Source organism: Roseateles noduli (genome assembly GCF_050626985.1).
Taxonomy (GTDB): Bacteria; Pseudomonadota; Gammaproteobacteria; order Burkholderiales; family Burkholderiaceae_C; genus Roseateles; species Roseateles noduli_A.
Map to the genome: position 1 here is coordinate 4050297 of NZ_CP192463.1, position 18531 is coordinate 4068827.

The window sequence follows — 18531 nt, forward strand, 5'->3', positions numbered from 1 at the left end:
TCGTCGGTTCAAGCCTTCAACGGGGTCCGGTCTCAGTGTGAGCGTCGATCACCTCGGCCACGAGCACATCGGACGCGCCCCTCATGCCGGCCTTGCCAAGGCTCTCGATCACGACGAACCGGATCTCGCCACCCTCGTTCTTCTTGTCGACACGCATGAGATCCAGCCAGCGATCGATCGGCATCCGGGGTGCTTTCACCGGCAGGCTCGCCCGCTCGATCAACCGGGTCATCCGGTCGACGAACGACGCCGGCATCAGCCCCAGTCGGGCCGACAACTCGGAGGCCAGCACCATGCCGCAGCCCACCCCTTCGCCGTGCAGCCATGCACCGTAGCCCAGGCCGGTCTCGATCGCATGGCCGAAGGTGTGGCCGAAATTGAGGATGGCACGCAGGCCGGCCTCGCGCTCGTCCTGTCCGACGACCCACGCCTTGATCTCGCAGCTGCGCTTCACTGCATAAGCGAGCGCTGACTTGTCACGGGCCAGCATGGCGTCCAGGTTGTCCTCGATCCACTCGAGGAAGGACACATCGGCGATCGGTCCGTACTTGATGATTTCGGCGAGACCGGCCGAGAGTTCGCGCTCCGGCAGCGTATCAAGCGTGTCCAGATCAGCGACAACACGGACCGGCTGATAGAACGCGCCGACCATGTTCTTGCCGCGCGGATGATTGATCGCCGTCTTGCCGCCGACCGATGAGTCCACTTGCGCCAGCAAGGTCGTCGGCACCTGAACGAACGGCACGCCGCGCATGTAGATCGCGGCCGCGAAGCCGGTCAGGTCGCCGACCACGCCACCGCCCAGTGCGAACAGCACCGTCTTGCGGTCGGCCGCGCCGGCCAGCAGATGGTCGATGACCGCGTCGAGCGACTCCCAGCTCTTGTGCTGCTCCCCGTCCGGCAGGATCACCGTCTCGACACGCGAGTAATGGGATGCGAGCTGTCGCTGGAGGCGTTCGAGGTACAGCGGCGCAACCACGTCGTTGGTGACGATCAGCGCAGCGGAGGCATGCGGCAAGCCGGACCAGGACGACGAGGCGTCGAAGAGGCCCGAGCCGATGAGGATGTCGTAGCGCCGGTCGCCGAGGTCGATGGCGACGGTGGATGTGGAATCAGGAGCCGGAGCGGTCATTCCCGGAAGTGTACGGGGCCTCGCTCGCCCCCACGGTGGCCGCGACCCGCGCTGGATCGATCAACCCCGCCAACTCCAGCTGCATCAGGATCATGTTCGCCAAGCCATGCACCGATGGACGACTCGATTCGAGCACGAAATGCGCGCAACGCCGGTAAAGCGGATCGCGCTGCCCATAGAGTTCGCGCAGCTTCGCCAGCGGATTGGCCACCTGCAGCAGCGGGCGTTGGGTGTCGTGCCTCAGACGTCTGAAGAGTTCTTCAGGTGACGAGCGAAGGTACACGACTGTCGAATGCGCCTTGAGCCGATCGCGATTGATCTCGCGTAGCACTGCGCCGCCGCCGGTCGCCAGGATGAGCTCCCGGCCGCCGTTCGCGCTGTCCAGTAGCCGCGCGATGATGCGCGATTCGAGGTCCCGAAACGACGCTTCGCCCTCACGGGCGAAGTAGTCCTTGATCGACTCGCCGCCGAGATCCTTTTCGATCTCGGCGTCGGAGTCGACGTAGGCGATATCAAGCTGCCTGGCCAGCAACCGGCCGACGGTGGACTTGCCACCGCCGGGCATACCGACCAGGGAGATCGTCAGGGGCACGCCGTTCCGGTCGGTCCAGCCTTGGCCACCGCTTGCGAGAAGGTGGTGGCCAGGCCCGCGGGCGACGTCACAGTGATGTACACCGTGCCGCTATCCGTCGCGTCCGCGAACTTCACGTCCACCGTCGCGCCGGTAGGCACAAGGGTGCTCGGAGTGGAGCTGCCCGCCTGGACTGTCACAGTCAGACCGTCGCTGCCAGTTGCCGTCACCTTGGAGCTTGCGGGCATCGGATTGAACGCGGTCCCGTTGTTGTCGCTCACCAGGAAATAGAGCGACATCGTGGCAGCGCCGCCGTACAGCACGTTGTTGCCGGAGCCGACTCGCGACACCGTCACCCAGTTCGGTGCGTCACGGCCGTCCTCCGAATAACCCCACCAGTTCGCCGTAGCGCCGTTGTCATCAACACCCGACCCCTTTGCGAAAGCGCCGAAATCGATCAGCTTGCGCGTGTCCGGACAAGTTCCGTTGACAGCAGCCTGGCGGAGATTTCCCGGAGCCTTGAGGCCCCAGACGATGTTGGCCTTGGAAGTCGAGAACACCGTCTCGACTGCGCGCCGGACGTAAGCGCGACCTTGCCCGGCGTCACAGGTACCCGGCACGTACGGCGTGTACGAACCGAACGCGAACAGCGATTTGGCCGGCTCTGTCAGAACGTTGTTCGGATCGTTCGCGCAAACACCGGTACCGGTGCTGTCGTTCTGCTTGATGAACTGGTCTGTCGTGCTGTAGTTATTGTTGTACAGGCGATCCAGGAACACAGAACCCAGATTCTGGAATTGCTCACCCGCGTCGTAGACGTTGTTGCCGTTCTTGTCGATGAACGATTCTTCGCCCAGGGCATAAGCGAGCACCGTCACACGGCCATCGGCAGGACGCGGTTCCGCCGCAGCGAAATTGGAGGTCGCACGGGAAATGCCGTTGGTGTCCTTGGCCGTGAACACCGTGTTCACCACCTGACCTGCCTCCGACACGAAGTTGATGGCTGTGCCATCCGGCACCGGATTACCCAGTCGATCCGACGCGATGATCGAATAGGTGTTTGGCGTACCGTCCCGGTCCGCGCCCTCGATGTTCGCCGATCCTTGGGCGAGCGAGAAATTCAGCTGCGACGGCAGGCCGACAGCGATGGACAGGGAACTCGACACCGTCGAGATGGTCGTGTTCTTCAACGTTGCCGCCACGCGCACCGGCGTCGGCACCGTCCCAGAATTGATGCGAACCACCACGTCGCCGTTGGTATCCGTATTCTTGGTGATCGTCGCTCCGGTGACGCCATCCAACGTCAAGCCGCCCGACCAGACGTTGGCCGACAGATCGATCGGTTGGTTCGGCACGCCGTTGCCGCCGGCATCGACCAAGCGGAACGTGACGTTCGCGAATTCGGTGTAGCCGGAACCCTTCAGGTAGATCGTCTTCGTCGCTGTGTCCGTGGCCTGCAGGCTTTGTGCCTGTGGCGTGCCCAGAGTCAGCACAAGTTGACGCGTCGAAGTGCTGCCAACAATGGTGGCCTGGTAGGTGTCCGTTCCCTGGAAGCTGCCACAGCTGTTATCACGGAAACGGAAGCTGGCCGATCCGGTGGTCGTCGTGACTGTGCCGGTCGGAGTCAGCGTGCCCTTTCCAGCCACGACACAGGCGGACGTCAACGACACGTTGACGGGCGTACCGATCGCGGTGGAGGACAGGCCGACCGTCAGGGTCGTCTCACCGTTCGGGGGCAATGCAGACAGCGCCAAGTCGGAGGTCAGTGAGTCAATCGTCACATTGGTCGCCGCAAGTTGGAAACCGCTGCTCGCCGTAATGCTCGCTCCCGCCACCGTGGCCGTTGCGTTGATCGTGTCCGCACCCGCTGTCGTCGCGCTCGCGGGACTCAGCGTCACCGTGGCATCGCCACTGTCGTTGGTCAGGGCCGTCGTCGAATCGAACTTGCCCAGACCCGCAGCGGTCGTGAAGGTCACCACAGTGTTGGCTACAGGAGCACCGGTTGCGGTCCGCAACGAGGCGGTCACCGTGGCCGGGGCACTGGCAGTGACAGTCACAGACGTCAGCTTGAGCGTCATCGTCGGCGCAGTCACTACCGGCGTCGTCGGGGTGCTGCCCGAGCCGCTACCCGGCCCGACCACCGGCGTACCAGCATCGCCACCACCGCCGCCGCCGCAAGCAGCCAGCACTGCCACCATCGTGCCCGTCAACACCAGCCGGGCGGTGCCGTGCATCACCACGGACTTGCCGCCCACGCTGGCCACTCGTTCGATTCGCTTCATGTCTTGCTACTCCTGCGTCCGCGGCACTTGCCTGGCCACGGCATCCTCTCTGAAATGCGTTCGCGCCACCGGCCCTTTCCGGCTCTTGTGGCGGCTGTTCTCTCGCGAACGCGCTTAGCTGCTTGGCATCATGCCGCGAGCGGCCGGCGCAAAGCGCCGGCTCCGCTCAGCGTGTGGTCGCCGTCACCCGGTCGCTCACCACCTTCGGGGTAATGAAGATCAGCAGTTCCGTCTTCGCGGTGCTGCGCGACTTGTTCTTGAACAGGTTACCCAGCAGCGGGATGTCGCCAAGGTACGGCACCTTGTTCTCGCTCTCCAGGTCTTCCTGCGTGTAGATGCCGCCGATCACGACCGTGCCGCCGTTTTCGACCAGCACCAGCGTCTGCACATGCTTGTTGTTGATCGCATAACCCTGCGGAGTCAGCGTGCCGCGGCTGTCCTTGTTGACGTCGACTGTCAGGATCACGTTGCCCTCTGGCGTGATCTGCGGCGTGACTTCCAGCTTCAGCACAGCCTTCTTGAATGTGATCGAGGTCGCGCCGCTCGATGTCGACTGTTGATAGGGGATTTCCTCGCCCTGTTCGATCAGCGCCTTGGTCTGGTCAGCCGTGACGACACGCGGGCTGGACACCACCTTGCCGCGACCATCGGCTTCCAGCGCCGAGATTTCGAGATTCAGGAACCGGTTCGCCGTGGCGCTGAACAGCGACAGTGCGAAGTTCGCGGCCGTCGCGCCGCCGAAGGCATCGCCAGCCACGTTGGCGGGCAGATTCACAAACTGCGAGTCCGCATAGTTGTATGCCGTCTGCTGATTGGTCGCCGAGCCGACCGCCGAGTAGTTCCCGCCAACCGTCACATAGTTGCTGCCACCAACGCTATAGCCGGGAATGCCACCTTGACGTCCGCGCAGGTCGCTCGCGCCCAGCTTGACACCCAGCGCACGCCCGAACTTGTCGTCGGCCTCGACGATGCGCGCTTCGATCAACACCTGACGGACCGGCACGTCGATCTTCGCAATCAGCGCCTGGATCTCTTCCAGCTTGGACGGGATGTCGCTGACGAACAGCTGGTTCGTACGCGTCTCCCAGATCACGCTACCGCGCGGCGACAGGATGCGCGAGGTCTGCGTGGTGCCACCACCACCCTGGTTGTTCTGACCGGTCAGTCCTTTCGCGACCTCCTCGGCCTTCGTGTAGTTCATCTGGAAGGACTGCGTGCGCAGCGGCTCCAGCTGCGCGACTGCCTGCTTGGCCTCCAGTTCGGCCTTCTCCTTGTTGGCCAGCTCTTCCTTCGGCGCGATCCACAGCACGTTGCCGGACTTGCGCATGCCCAAGCCCTTGGCCTGCAGGATGATGTCCAACGCCTGGTCCCAAGGCACATCCTTCAGGCGCAGCGTCACATTGCCGGTGACGGTGTCGCTGGTGACGACGTTGAAGTTGGTGAAATCGGCGATGACCTGCAGCAACGCGCGCACGTCGATGTTCTGGAAGTTCAGGCTCAGCTTGTCACCGGCATAACCCGGACCTTGCGTGAGCTTGTTCGGGTCGACCTTCTGAGGACGGACTTCCAGCACGAACTGGTTGTCGCTCTGATAGGCGCTGTGCTCCCAGATGCCCTTCGGCGTCACGACCAGGCGTACGCGATCGCCCTGCTGAGTCGCGGTGATCGACTGAACCGGCGTGCCGAAGTCCGTGACGTCCAGCTTGCGGCGCAGACGTTCCGGCAGCGTGCTGCGAAGGAACTCGACGACCAGATTCTGACCTTGCTGCTGAATGTCCACACCGACTTGGCTGCTCGGCAAGTTCACGACCACGCGACCCGCGCCGTCATTGCCGCGACGGAAGTCGATGTCTTGCAAGCCTTGCGCGGCGGCATTCTGGCTGGGGGCGAAGTGCACCGGGTCAGACGCGGCCGTCGTGGCGGCAGCGGCAGCGGGTGCCGCGGCGGGCGCGCCATCAAGGAAGATCAGCAGCGAGTTGTCCTGCAACTGGGCGCGATAAGTGCTCGCCTGACGCAGGTTCAGCACGACGCGGGAGCGATCCCCTGCCTGCGCCACGTTGGCCGAACGCATGTTGCCCGAATTGATCTCGACCGCGCTGCGGCCAAGACCGTTCGATACGCCAGGCAGATCCAGCGCGATACGCGGCGGCACCTGCACAGCAAACCCGCGCGGCACTTCGGTCAGCGGCTGTGCCAACTCGATGCGGACGATGTCCGTACCGGATTGCTGCGTCGCGCTGATCGACCGGATCATGTTCTGCGCCCAGGCCTGTGCCGGCAACAGAACCGCCAGACCCACCGCGCAGGCCAAGGCTTGCCAGCGCTTGACGCGCCCTTCTCGTTCCCTCGTACGGACGCTCATCGAAGCGTTCTCCACAACAGTGTTCTTCATCGTCCCTGCTCCTGAAGCTGGAGAGTACTGGTGCGTTCAATCCATTCGCCCGCAGCGTCCTGGACGACTTCTCGCAACGTGATTTCGGTTTCGCTGATCTTGGTGATGCGGCCGAAGTTCTGCCCCATGTAGTCACCGACCCGCGCCTGGTACAGCAGGTTGTCCACCCGCAGCAACGCGTACGGACGACCGTCCCTGGAGACGCTGCCGACCATCGTCATCGAGTCCAGCGGGAAGGCCTCCAGCGGTTCGCGACGGCGCTTCATCTCCGCGGCCAGCAGCGAACTGGGCTGGGTCGCTTCGCGCCGCAACGCCACGGTCAGCTTTTGCGTGCTGAAGGGGTCGACCACCGCCTGCGCCTCGTAGGGCTGAGGCTGGAAGGTCTTCGGGGGCGTCAGCGGCTTGACGGTCGGGCGCGTCTGCTGGCGCTGCTCTTCCATCCACTGCTGGAGCTCATCGGTGCTGGAGGTGCAGCCCGTCAGCAACGCGCCTGTCAGCGCCAGGCCGAGCAGGCCGAGCGCGCGCACAGGCGCTCGATCCAGGGTCGCCACGCCGGGCGACGCTGTGCGGGAGCGAACGAAGCGCGTCATTTCTTCTTCTCCGCGGCCGCCGCGGCCTTCCTCTGTTCCTCGACCTCAGCCGGATCGAGGTAACGATAGGTCCGAGCCGTGGCTTCCATCGACAACACCGCATTGGTGTCCGTGCGTGGTGGCGTATTCGCGTTGGACGAGACACCCGGCACCACGATCGCCAGATCGTGCAGCGTCACGATCCGCGACAGATTCGACACGTCCGCCGTGAAGGCGCCGATGTCGTGATAACGGCCTGTCACCTTGATCGCGATCGGCTGTTCTGCGTAGTAGTCGCGCATGACGATGCCACCAGGACGGAACAGTTCGAACTGCAGGCCGCGGCCCAAGCCCGCTTGGTTGATGTCCGACAGCAGCGCATCCATCTCGGCCTTGCCCGGCAGCTGCTTTTCCAGCTGCAGCACGTACTCTTCGACTTGGCTCTTCTGCTTGCGCAGCTCAGGCAGGTTCACAGCCTGCGTCAGCTTGTTGTTGAAGTCTTCCTTCAACTGCGGTTCCTTCTGAACCTCAGCGTCCAGCGCCGATTGCTCGTCCGACAGCACGGCGAACCAGCCCAGCACCACGGTCAGCAGCGCGACCACGACGAAGGCGGCATAACGCGGCGCCGGCGGCCATTGGCCCGGCTCCTGCATGTTCAGGTTCTGGAACTGGCCGGAGAAGTCTGCGAACCAGGCGTTGAGGTCCAGGTTTTTCAAGCTTGCCATGGGGTCCTCACGCCTTCTTCGCCGGGGCGTTCGTGGCCGGCTTGGTGCCGGGGCCGCTGGCAGCGCCGGCTGCGGGCTCCGGCGTCGCACTCTTGATCCCGACCTTGATGGAGAAATCGAAGAGCCGGCGCGGATCACGCGGATTCACGGGCGCCGCCTTGATCTCGACGAGATCGGGGTTCTCGACCCACTCCGCGCGGCTCAGATTGCGCAGCATTTCGGACACACGCTCGTTCGATGCCGCCACGCCAGCGATCACCACCGCCTTGTTGACCTGGCGCACCGACTGCAGGAACACGCCCTCGGGCGTGAACTTCGCCAGTTCGTTGAGCAGGTGCACCGGTGTGTTGCGATCGCTCTGCAAGTTCTCGACGGCGCGTTGCCGGGCACGCAACGCGTCGATCTCGGCGCGCAGCGTCGCAATGTCCTTGATCTGGATGTCGAGCTTGGTGATCTCGGCCTTCAGATAGTCATTGCGGCTCGCCTGCGCGGCGGTCAACTGCTGCAGCAGCAGATAGATGAAGGCGGCGATCAGCACGCCGACGGCGAAGGACATTCCCAGCCCGACGAAGAACGCGGCCTTGCGGCGCTTGCGCTTCTCCTCGCGGTGCGGGAGCAGGTTGATCAGAATCACTGAAAGAACCTCCGCATGGCGAGGCCGCACGCTGTCAGATAGGCCGGGGCTTCACGGCGCAACTTGGATTCGCGCACCGCAGACCCGAGCACCATGTTCTCGAAAGGATTGACCACCATGCAGGCGAAGCCCGTCAGTTCGGTCACCCGCTCCTTGAGGCCAGGCAAGGTGGCGGTACCGCCAGCGAGCATCACGTAATGGACCTTGTGATGCGGCGTGCTGGTAAAGAAGTACTGGAGCGCCCGACCGATTTCCTGCGACAGCGAATCGACGAAAGGATTCAGCACCTGCGTCTCGTAGTCATCCGGCAATTCGCCACTGAGCTTCTTCAGCTCCGCCTCCTCGAAGGAGAAGCCGTACTGTCGCGAGATCAGCTGGGTCAACTGCGAGCCGCCGAAGGCCTGATCGCGGTCGTAAAGCATTTCATCGTCGCGCAGCACCTTCAGCGAAGTGGTGTCGGCACCGATCTCAAACAGCGCGACCAGCGCGTCCTTGCCTTCGTTGGGCAGCGTCTCCACCAGACGGCCCACGGCCATCCGCGACGCGTGGGACTCGATGTCCAGCACGACCGGCTTGAGGCCGGCGGCTTCCGCCAGCGCCTGACGATCCTGCACGCGGTCCTTGCGGGAAGCGGCGATCAGCACTTCGACGTCGCCGACCGAAGTCGGGCTCGGGCCGATGACGCAGAAATCCAGCGAAACCTCGTCCAGCGAGAACGGGATGTACTGGTTGGCCTCGGCCTCGACCTGCAGCTCGAGCTCCTCCTCGCGGAGGCCGGCCGGCAGCATGATCTTCTTGGTGATCACCGAACTTTGCGGCATCGCCAGCGAAGCCTGCCGGGTCCTGCTGCCACTGCGCGTGACCACCCGACGGACGGCGTCCGCGACCTCGTCGAATTTCTCGATCTGGCCGTCGGTAATCCAGCCTTTCTCGAATGGCTCGGTGGCGAAACGTTCAAGAACGTATTCGCCATTCGAGTTTTGACTCAATTCCACAAGCTTGACGCTGGACGACGAGATGTCCAGGCCAATCATGGGTGGATGCGCACGTCCGCGCAGTAGGTCCAACAGCCCCATGATGCGTTCCCCCAACGCGCCGCTCATGCGCCGGTTTGTTAATAAGTTACTTGAATGCTATCAGCAAAGCCTTTGTCGCCCCAAGGCAAAGCGGTCACAGCAAGTAACGCAGCGTTGCGTAACATACACGCCACCGACGGGTGGTAAAGCGCCAAAAAATGGCCCTTTTACTCCCCATTCGGAACGGTTTTGCGACAGATTCCCGCTTTGCCGAATCCCCTCCGGGACACCTTCAAGAGGGATGTCCCGGGCGGTGGAAAAAGGCAGCCGCGCAGTGTCCGCGAAAGTCTCCACAACTCCTGTAACAGTCAAGCGGTCGCGGACTGACCTGCCGAAGCCCCCGTAGGGGCCGTTCCTATAATCGTCGCTCGCGGCCCGCATCGTCACCCGTACAGGCCCTGATAGGGCGCGGCCAGGCACGCAAGATTGCACACTCCGGCCCATGCCCTCGAAGAATTCCTCCGACAACGAACCCTCCTTCGACGCCCCGTCCGATTCGGGCAAGGGCGCCGCATCCAGGAAAGAGAAGAGCGACTCCCCCCGCAAGAAGCCCCAGGGCGACGGCAAGCCGCGCCGTCCCTGGTTCGTGCGGCTGGTCGGCTGGCTTTTCGGACTGGTGCTGGCGGGAGTGGGCGCAGTGGTGCTGCTGGTCGGCATGGCCCTGGCGATCGCCTACCCCCAACTGCCCGACATCAGCGGACTGACCGACTACCGGCCGAAGCTGCCGCTGCGAGTGATGTCCAGCGAAGGTCAGCTGTTGGCCGAGTACGGCGAGGAGCGCCGCAGCTACTCGGACATTCGCGAGATCCCCAAGTTGATGCAGGACGCGATCCTGGCCATCGAGGACGCGCGCTTCTATCAGCACGGCGGCGTGGATTACCTGGGCGTGATCCGCGCCGGCCTGGCCAACGTCAGCGAGTCCAAGAGCCAGGGCGCCTCGACCATCACGATGCAGGTCGCGCGCAACTTCTATCTCTCCACCGAGAAGACCTTCACCCGCAAGATCTACGAGATCCTGCTCGCGCTGAAGATCGAGAGCGCGCTGCCCAAGGAGAAGATCCTCGAGATCTACATGAACCAGATCTTCCTGGGGCACCGCGCCTACGGCTTCGCGGCGGCCAGCGAGGTGTACTTCGGCAAGCCTCTGAAGGACCTCTCGATCGCCGAGGCGGCGATGCTCGCCGGGTTGCCGAAAGCACCATCTGCTTACAACCCGATCAACAATCCGCGCCGCGCAGTGTTGCGCCAGCAATACATCATCGACCGGATGCTGGAGATGGGCTTCATCACGCCCGAGCAGCATGCCCAGGCCAAGGCAGAAAAACTGCGCATCCGGCCACCGCAGGAAGCCGCGAGTCACGCCGAGTACGTCGCCGAACTGGCCCGCCAGCTGATCTTCAGCCAGTACGGGGACGAGGCCTACACGCGCGGCCTCAATGTCTATCTGACACTGCACGCCGACGAGCAGGAACGTGCCTACCGCGCCCTGCGCCGCGGGATCATGGACTACGAGCGCCGCCAGGTGTACCGGGGTCCCGAGGCCTATGTGGATCTGCCGGCCGACCCCAAGGAACTGGACACTCGCATCGCCGAGGCGCTTTCAGACCACCCGGCCAATGACGAACTGCTGGCGGCCGTGGTGCTTGAAGCCAGTCCGAAGCAGGTCGTCGCGGCGCTGCAGAGCGGCGAGTCGGTGACCATCACCGGCGAGGGACTCAAGCCAGCCACCTCGGGGCTGTCCGACAAGGGCAACCCGAAGACGCGCATCCGCCGTGGTGCGGTGATCCGTGTGATCAAGCTGGTCAGGAACAACAAGGACGAGTGGACGATCACCCAGTTGCCCGAAGTCGAGGGCGCGATGGTGGCGCTCAGCCCGAAGGACGGCAGCGTGCGGGCGTTGGTCGGCGGCTTCGACTACAACAAGAACAAGTTCAACCACGTCACGCAGGCTTGGCGGCAGCCGGGCTCGAGCTTCAAGCCGTTCATCTATTCAGCCGCGCTGGAGAAGGGGTTCAACGGCGCGACGATCGTCAACGACGGGCCGCTGTTCTTCGATGCGACGACCACCGGCAGCCAGCCCTGGGAACCCAAGAACTACGATGGTCAGTTCGACGGTCCGATGCCGCTGCGGCGCGCGCTGGCCAAGTCCAAGAACATGGTCTCGATCCGGGTGTTGCAATCGGTGGGCGTGAAGTACGCGCAGGACTGGATCACGCGCTTCGGCTTCGACGCGGACAAGCACCCGGCCTATCTGACGATGGCACTGGGTGCCGGGTCGGTGACGCCGATGCAGATGGCGCAGGCATATTCGGTCTTCGCCAACGGCGGGTACCGGATCGCACCGCAGCTGGTCCAGCGCATCACGGACCACGCGGGCCGCGTGCTGTACCAGCAGCAACCCAAGCAGTTCGAGGACTCGCAGCGGGCCATCGAACCTCGCAACGCCTACCTGATGGACAGCCTGCTCCAAGAGGTCGCGCGCAGCGGCACGGCGGCCCGCACCCAGGCCACGCTCAAGCGCCCCGACATCTACGGCAAGACCGGCACGACCAACGACTCGATGGACGCGTGGTTCGCGGGTTTCCAGCCGGAGCTGGTGTCGGTGGTGTGGATCGGCTACGACCAGCCGCGCAAGCTGGGTGACCGGGAAACCGGCGGCGGACTGGCCCTGCCGGTGTGGATCGAGTTCATGCAATACGCCCTGCGCAACACGCCGGTCCAGGAAATACAGCCCCCCGAGGGCGTGGTGAATTTCAACGGCGAGTGGTACTACGACGAATTCGCCGGCAACAGCGGCGTGAAGGCGCTCGGCAACGAGGAGCACGTACCGACCACCGGCTCCGAGGAAGAGAAGAAGAGCATCCTCGATCTCTTCAAGCGCTAGCTCCCCCGAACGCCCGGATCTCTCGGATCGTCCCGACCAGGGGGCCTTTTCGGAAGTCGAGGAGGGAATTCAACTGCCGGGAGGCAGTTGAAGGAGGGACATGGAGAAAAGGCCCCCTGGTCGGGACGATCTCGCTCAGGACTCGCGCAGGACTGGCAGGACTGGCAGGACTGGCAGTCAGGTCCCGGAGAAGACCAGCGGCCTGCCCGCGTGATGCGAAGCCTCCTCGGACAGGCGCGCGAAGAAGGCGACGCCATCCTTGGTGTCGATCCATTGCCCGTCGACGAACTTGAAGTGATACCCACCGCGTCGCGAGGCGAGCCACAGCTCGTGCAGCGGCGGTTGCGTGTTCACGACGATCTTGCTGCGATCCTGGAACTCCAGTTCCAGCAGTCCGCCGGTGCGATGCTGGTCGATGTCGACCACGTCGTCGTCGAGCCAGGTGTCGATGTCGGATTCGATGCTGGCCAGCACGGCGTCGGTGCGGGCGTCGTAGTCGGCATCGGTCAGTGGCGTGGGCGTCATGGGCAGTCGGAAGCGGGCTCGCGAGAGACTAGACTGCGAGCCCATGAAGAACGTGAAGATGCGAAGTGTAGGCGTTGCCTCCAAGACGACCCGCCGCCGCGCCGCCAAGGCCCTGACAACCCTGATGTTGTGCGCGGCTGCGCTCGCCGTCAGCGCCTGCGGCCAGAAGCGCCCACTGCAGTTGCCTCAGGCGAAGCATCCGACGTCGTCGTCGGCGTCGACGGCCTCCTCGCCGGCCTCGGCCGCCAGCGCCGCGAACTGACGCCGTGAGGTCCGCGCGAGGCGGACCTCAGATCCGCCCTTCCTCCACCGCGTGGCAGGCCACGCGGATCCCCTGGAACGCCAGCAGTTGTGGCCGCTCCGCGCTGCAACGCGCGTTCGCGTGCGGACAACGGGGGTGGAAGCTGCACCCGCTCGGGGGATTCAGCGGATTGGGCACTTCCCCCTGCACGGGGGTGCGAGAGCGACCCGACATGTGGATGTCGGGAATCGCGTCGAGCAGCATCCGCGTGTACGGATGTCGCGGCGTCGCGAACAGCGCGCGCTTGTCGGCCTGCTCCACCAGCCGACCGAGGTACATCACGCCCACCTGATCGGCCACATGCCGCACCACCGCGAGGTTGTGCGAGATGAACAGGTAGGTCAGCCCCTGCTTGCGCTGCAGGTCCTTCATGATGTTCAGGACCTGCGCCTGCACCGAGACGTCGAGCGCCGACGTCGGCTCATCGCAGACCAGGAACTCCGGCTCGGTCGCCAACGCGCGGGCGATCGAGATGCGCTGCCTTTGCCCGCCCGAGAACTGGTGCGGAAACTTCTCCGCGTCCACCGGCGACAGCCCCACCGACTGCAGCAGCTCGCCGACGCGTTGCTTCAGTGCTTGCGCGTCGCGCACCAGGCCGTGCTCGCGCAGCGGTTCGGCGACGATGTCCTGGACCTTCCAGCGCGGGTTGAGACTCGCATAGGGATCCTGGAAGATCATCTGCATCCGGCGTCGCAAGGCCAGTGCATCCGGTCCCTTCAACGTGGTGGCGATGTCCGCATCATCGAAGCGCACCTCGCCGTGCGTCGGTGCATAGAGCCCGACCAGCAGGCGTGCGACGGTACTCTTGCCGCAGCCCGACTCGCCGACCAGCGCGAGCGTCTGGCCCTTCTCGATCGAGAAGCTGACGCCATCCACTGCATGGACGAACTGCCGTGGTTTGCGCTCGATCACGCGATTCAGCCACGGGGCCGACACGTCGAAGGTCTTGGCCAAGTCACGCACCTCGACCAGCACCTCACCGGGGCTCGCCGTGGCTCGCTCGCCGTCGCCCAATTTCGTCGGGCCTGTCGCGCGCGGCGTCTCGTTCAACACGGTCATGCGACGCCTCCCTGCACGACAGCGACATCCGCGGCGTGCAACCAGCACGCCGCCTGGGTCGCTGGCGCCTTCATCAAATCGGGGCGCTGCTCGTGGCAGCGATCGAAGGCCCGCGGACAGCGCGGATGGAAGGCGCAACCGGTCGGGATCGACGTGAGGCGCGGCATGGCCCCGTCGATCTGCACAAGCCGCTCGCGGTCCTCGTCCATCGCGGGGATGGAGCCCATCAGCCCCGACGTGTAAGGATGGCCAGGGCGATGGATCACCTCCTGCACCGGCCCGATCTCGGCCACCCGCCCGGCATACAGCACCGCCACGCGGTCGCAGGTCTCGGCGATCACGCCCATGTCGTGCGTGACCAGCATGACGGCCGCGCCCTGCTCCCTGCACACACGCTTGAGCAAGGCAATGATCTGCGCCTGGATCGACACGTCGAGGGCCGTTGTCGGCTCGTCGGCGACGATCAGCTTCGGATCAGCCGCGAGTGCGAGCGCGATCACCACGCGCTGCCGCATGCCACCGGAGAACTGGTGCGGATACTGGTCCACTCGGGCCTCGGGCGCCGGGATGCCGGTCGCCGCCAGCAGCTCGATCGCACGGGCGCGTGCCTGCTTCGCACTGAGCCCGAGGTGGGTCGTGATCGTCTCGACCAGTTGCCGGCCCACCGTATACAGCGGATTGAGCGACGTCAGCGGGTCCTGGAAGATCGCGCCGATCTGCCGACCGCGAACACGGCGCATCTGGTCCGCGGGCAGGTTGTCGATGCGACGACCGTCGAGCAGGATCTCTCCGCCGGCGATGCGCCCAGGTGGATCGAGCAGGCCGATGATCGCCGCGCCGGTCAGCGACTTGCCGGCGCCGGATTCGCCGACGACACCAAGCACCTCGCCGGGCGCGATGTCGAAGGACACGTCGTCCAGCGCGAGCAGCGTGCCACGCCGGGTCGGGAATTCCACGCGCAGATGGCGGACTTGCAGCAGGGGAGCAGAGGCGGTCATGGGGCCGTCATCCAATCAGCGCAGGCGGGGATTGAGCGCATCGCGCAACCAATCGCCGAGCATGTTCACCGACACCGTGATCAACACCAGCATCGTGCTGGGCCAGATCGTGATCCACCATTCGCCGGAGAACAGGAAGTCGTTGCCGACACGGATCAGCGTCCCCAGCGAGGGGCTGGTCGGCGGCACGCCGACGCCGAGGAAGGACAGCGTCGCCTCCGTCAGGATGGCCGACGCGACCTGCAGCGTCGCCAGCACCAGCACCGGACCGGTCACGTTGGGCAGCACGTGCCGCCACATGATGGCCATCGGCTGCACGCCGATCACGCGAGCGGCCTGCACATATTCCTTGTTGCGCTCGACCATCGTCGAGCCGCGCACCGTGCGCGCGTACTGCACCCACCCGGTCAGCGAGATCGCGAGGATCAGCACCGCGAAAGCCAGCGACTCGTGCGCATCCTTGAACACGACACGGCCGATGCCGTCGATCAGCAGCGCGATCAGGATCGACGGGAAGGACAGCATCACGTCGCAGATGCGCATGATGAAGGCATCCACCTTGCCGCCGACGAAGCCGGACAGCAGCCCCAGGCCGACGCCGATGATCATCGACAGGATCACCGAGGCCACGCCCACCAGCAGCGAGATCCGCGCGCCGTACATGATCGCGGACAGCAGATCTCGACCCTGGTCGTCGGTGCCGAGCAGGTACTTCGTCGACCCGCCCTCGATCCACGCCGGCGGCAGCCGCGAGTCCATCAGCTCCAGCGCCGACAGGTCGAACGGATCGTGCGGCGCGATCCAGGTCGCGAACAGCGCGCAGATCAGGCAGCACAGCGCGACGAAGGCCGCGACCATCGCGAACGGCGATCGGGTGAACGAGTGCCAGACGTCGCCGTCGAAGAAGCGCTTCAACGCGTTCGGCGGACGCGGAGCCGGCGCACCGGAGGCCGGCGGGGGAGGAAGGGAGGCGGTCATTCGGAGATCAGGAGGGCGGGCTGTCGGGACGATGGCGGGCGGGACGCGGAGGTCCGCTCAATGCGGTGCGAGGGGCAGGCCCTGCTCGACCAGGGCCGCGAACAGTGCGGAGCCCAGCGGCAGGATCTCGTCGTTGAAGTCGTAGCGCGGCTGATGCAGCCCGCAGGGCCCCCCTTGTCCCAGCCGCAGATAGGCGCCGGGTCGGGCCTGCAGCATGAAGGCGAAGTCCTCGGACCCCATGCTCGGCACGAGCTTGTCGTCGACGTTCTCAGGACCGACCAGCGACTGTGCGACGCGCACGGCGAAGTCGGCCTCGCGCGCACTGTTGACGGTCGCGGGATAGAGCCGCTGGTAGTCGACCTTGGCGCTCGCGCCGAAACCCAGGGCGACCGATTCGACCAGGCGCGTCATCCGCTCCTCGAGCAGTTGCTGCACTTCGGGCTTGAAGCTGCGCACCGTGCCGGTCAACTGCGCAGCCTCGGGGATGACGCTGAAGGCGCTCGGCTCGCCGGCATGCATCGAACAGAGGCTGACGACCGCCTGCTCGATCGGCGCGATGTTGCGCGACACCAGGCTTTGCACCGCGGTGATCACATGACCGGCGATCAGCACCGGGTCGACGCTCAGGTGCGGATGCGCGCCATGACCGCCGCGCCCCTGGATCGTGATGTTCACGCGGTCCGCCGCGGCCATCATCGCGCCGCGGTTCAGACCGATCTTCCCGGGCGGCAGGTGCGGCCAGTTGTGCATCGCGTAGATGGATTCCACCGGGAAGCGCTCGAACAGCCCGTCCGCGATCATCTCGCGCGCGCCGCCATAGCCCTCCTCGCCCGGCTGGAACACCAGCACCGCCGTGCCGGCGAAACGCCGCGTCTGCGCCAGGTAGCGCGCCGTCCCGACCAGCATCGCGCAGTGGCCGTCGTGTCCGCACGCATGCATCAGGCCGGGCGTCGACGAACGCCAGGCGAAGTCGTTCTGCTCGCGCAGCGGCAGCGCATCCATGTCGGCGCGCAGCCCGAAAAGTCTGGGCGCCGTGCCCGGCGTCGTCTGGCCATGGATGGTCGCGACGATGCCGGTGCGGCCCAGGCCCTGGTGGATCTCGTCGACGCCGCAGGCCTTCAGCGCCTGCACGATGCGCGCGGCGGTGCGGTGCTCCTCGAAGCCGAGTTCCGGCATCGTGTGCAGTTCGCGGCGCAGCGCAACAAGCTCTCCGCGCGCCTCGAAGAGTCGCTGGTAGGTGCCGGCCGCGGCGGCGGTCAGGTGCTCTGGAGCGTTCATGTCAATGCGCGCCGCCTCTCACGCGCAAGCGCGGATCGACAGCGAAGTACAGCAGATCGACGACCAGGTTGATCACGACGAAGATCAGCGAGATCAGGCAGAGGTAGGCCGCCATCACGGGAATGTCGGCGAACTGCACCGCCTGGATGAACAGCAATCCCATGCCGGGCCATTGAAACACGGTCTCGGTAATGATCGCAAAGGCAATCAGCGATCCCAGCTGCAGGCCGGTGATCGTGATGACCGGCACCAGCGTGTTCTTCAACGCATGCCCGAAGTAGATCGTCCTATCGCTGAGGCCGCGGGCTCGGGCGAACTTGATGTAGTCGGCGCGCAGCACTTCCAGCATCTCGGCGCGCACGATGCGCATGATCAGCGTCAGCTGGAACACCGCCAGCGTGACGCCCGGCAACAGCAGGTGACGCAACCCGTCGCCGGTGAGCAGCCCGGTGCTCCAGGCGCCGAGCATCACGACCTCGCCCCGGCCATAGCTCGGCAGCCAGGCCAGTTGCACCGCGAAGATCAGGATCAGCAGGATCCCGATGAGGAAGGTCGGCAACGCCACGCCCAGCAGTGACAGCGTCATCAACAGCTGCGAGCCGAAGGTCCCGCGCCGCAGCGCCGCGTAGACGCCCAGTGGGATGCCGAACACCAGCGCGATCAGCGCGGCCGTCGCAGACAGCTCGAGCGTCGCCGGGAAGCGCTCGGCGATCAGCGCGGAGACCTTGCGCCCCTGCTTCAGGCTGACGCCGAACTCGCCCTGCGCCGCATTGCCGGCGAAATGCGCGAACTGCACGATGAAGCTCTGATCGAGCCCCAGATCCTTGCGCAACTGCTCGCGCTGCTCTGGCGTGGCGTCCTGGCCGAGCAGGTTGTTGACCGGGTCCCCGACGTACTGGAACAGCATGAAGGCGATGAAGGCCACCGTCAGCATGACGACGACGGCCTGCGCCAGACGGCGAAGAATGAAAACCAGCATGGACGAGGGCCTCCGGCATGGGCTCGGGCGACGCGACTTGTGATCGGCCCTGGCACGACCTGACCCCGGAGGCGGAGCACTTCAGAAGGGAACCATCATCAAGCAGCGTACGCCCACCGGCAAGTGGGTTAGCCCTTGACGCGGCGCG

At 65.1% G+C, this 18531-nt stretch carries 16 protein-coding genes; 2 read left to right on the plus strand and 14 right to left on the minus strand.

The genetic code is table 11. The annotated features are described in order from the left end of the window. Positions 1-16: 16 nt before the first annotated feature. The 8 genes from aroB to ACQ4L4_RS17755 all read right to left on the minus strand — a co-directional run bounded on the left by aroB (position 17) and on the right by ACQ4L4_RS17755 (position 9381). Positions 17-1132, minus strand: a complete 1116-nt coding sequence (gene aroB / locus ACQ4L4_RS17720) for a 3-dehydroquinate synthase (RefSeq protein ID WP_431100229.1) — start codon at positions 1130-1132, stop codon at positions 17-19. Further along, complete coding sequence (locus tag ACQ4L4_RS17725; RefSeq protein ID WP_431104967.1) at positions 1113-1718, minus strand: shikimate kinase; 606 nt, start codon at positions 1716-1718, stop codon at positions 1113-1115. Before ACQ4L4_RS17725 ends, aroB begins: the two co-directional genes overlap by 20 nt. Beyond that, the gene (locus ACQ4L4_RS17730; RefSeq protein WP_431100230.1) at positions 1715-3985 is read right to left on the minus strand and encodes a hypothetical protein; all 2271 of its coding nucleotides are present in this window, start codon (positions 3983-3985) and stop codon (positions 1715-1717) included. The genes ACQ4L4_RS17725 and ACQ4L4_RS17730 overlap by 4 nt, the downstream gene beginning before the upstream one ends. Positions 3986-4151: 166 nt before the next feature. Continuing rightward, entirely contained in the window at positions 4152-6347 is a 2196-nt protein-coding gene (gene pilQ / locus ACQ4L4_RS17735; RefSeq protein ID WP_431104968.1) for a type IV pilus secretin PilQ, read from the minus strand. A gap of 26 nt (positions 6348-6373) precedes the next feature. Then, the gene (locus tag ACQ4L4_RS17740) at positions 6374-6967 is read right to left on the minus strand and encodes a pilus assembly protein PilP (RefSeq protein ID WP_431100231.1); all 594 of its coding nucleotides are present in this window, start codon (positions 6965-6967) and stop codon (positions 6374-6376) included. Then, positions 6964-7671, minus strand: a complete 708-nt coding sequence (locus tag ACQ4L4_RS17745) for a type 4a pilus biogenesis protein PilO (protein ID WP_431100232.1) — start codon at positions 7669-7671, stop codon at positions 6964-6966. Before ACQ4L4_RS17745 ends, ACQ4L4_RS17740 begins: the two co-directional genes overlap by 4 nt. Before the next feature lie 7 nt (positions 7672-7678). Then, positions 7679-8305 (minus strand): PilN domain-containing protein, encoded by a 627-nt coding sequence (locus tag ACQ4L4_RS17750; protein WP_377160097.1) that lies wholly within the window; start codon positions 8303-8305, stop codon positions 7679-7681. Beyond that, entirely contained in the window at positions 8302-9381 is a 1080-nt protein-coding gene (locus ACQ4L4_RS17755) for a pilus assembly protein PilM (RefSeq protein WP_297528858.1), read from the minus strand. The genes ACQ4L4_RS17750 and ACQ4L4_RS17755 overlap by 4 nt, the downstream gene beginning before the upstream one ends. 442 nt (positions 9382-9823) lie before the next feature. On the opposite strand from ACQ4L4_RS17755, the gene ACQ4L4_RS17760 reads away from it, so the two are divergent. Next, positions 9824-12265 (plus strand): penicillin-binding protein 1A, encoded by a 2442-nt coding sequence (locus ACQ4L4_RS17760; protein ID WP_431100233.1) that lies wholly within the window; start codon positions 9824-9826, stop codon positions 12263-12265. A gap of 177 nt (positions 12266-12442) precedes the next feature. Here the strand turns inward: ACQ4L4_RS17760 and cyaY are convergent, their stop codons facing one another. Next, the gene (gene cyaY / locus ACQ4L4_RS17765; protein ID WP_431100234.1) at positions 12443-12790 is read right to left on the minus strand and encodes an iron donor protein CyaY; all 348 of its coding nucleotides are present in this window, start codon (positions 12788-12790) and stop codon (positions 12443-12445) included. Between the two features lie 43 nt (positions 12791-12833). Here cyaY and lptM point away from each other — a divergent pair, with 43 nt between their 5' ends. After that, positions 12834-13052 carry an LPS translocon maturation chaperone LptM gene (lptM, locus tag ACQ4L4_RS17770; protein ID WP_431100235.1) on the plus strand — a complete coding sequence of 73 codons (219 nt, stop codon included), beginning with the start codon at positions 12834-12836 and terminating at the stop codon, positions 13050-13052. 27 nt (positions 13053-13079) lie between these two features. Here lptM and ACQ4L4_RS17775 read toward each other — a convergent pair whose 3' ends face one another. Genes ACQ4L4_RS17775 through ACQ4L4_RS17795 form a run of 5 tightly spaced genes read right to left on the minus strand, consistent with a single transcriptional unit; the run spans position 13080 to position 18383 of the window. Next, positions 13080-14150: an ABC transporter ATP-binding protein gene (locus ACQ4L4_RS17775; RefSeq protein ID WP_431100236.1), complete on the minus strand. Its 1071-nt coding sequence runs from the start codon at positions 14148-14150 to the stop codon at positions 13080-13082. Continuing rightward, complete coding sequence (locus tag ACQ4L4_RS17780) at positions 14147-15148, minus strand: ABC transporter ATP-binding protein (protein ID WP_431100237.1); 1002 nt, start codon at positions 15146-15148, stop codon at positions 14147-14149. Before ACQ4L4_RS17780 ends, ACQ4L4_RS17775 begins: the two co-directional genes overlap by 4 nt. 15 nt (positions 15149-15163) lie before the next feature. Then, positions 15164-16126, minus strand: coding sequence for an ABC transporter permease (locus ACQ4L4_RS17785; protein WP_431100238.1), 963 nt, complete (start codon positions 16124-16126; stop codon positions 15164-15166). A gap of 57 nt (positions 16127-16183) precedes the next feature. Further along, entirely contained in the window at positions 16184-17404 is a 1221-nt protein-coding gene (locus ACQ4L4_RS17790; RefSeq protein WP_377160082.1) for a M20 aminoacylase family protein, read from the minus strand. A 1-nt stretch (position 17405) separates the two neighbouring features. Next, positions 17406-18383 carry an ABC transporter permease gene (locus ACQ4L4_RS17795; RefSeq protein ID WP_431100239.1) on the minus strand — a complete coding sequence of 326 codons (978 nt, stop codon included), beginning with the start codon at positions 18381-18383 and terminating at the stop codon, positions 17406-17408. Between the last annotated feature and the right edge of the window lie 148 nt (positions 18384-18531).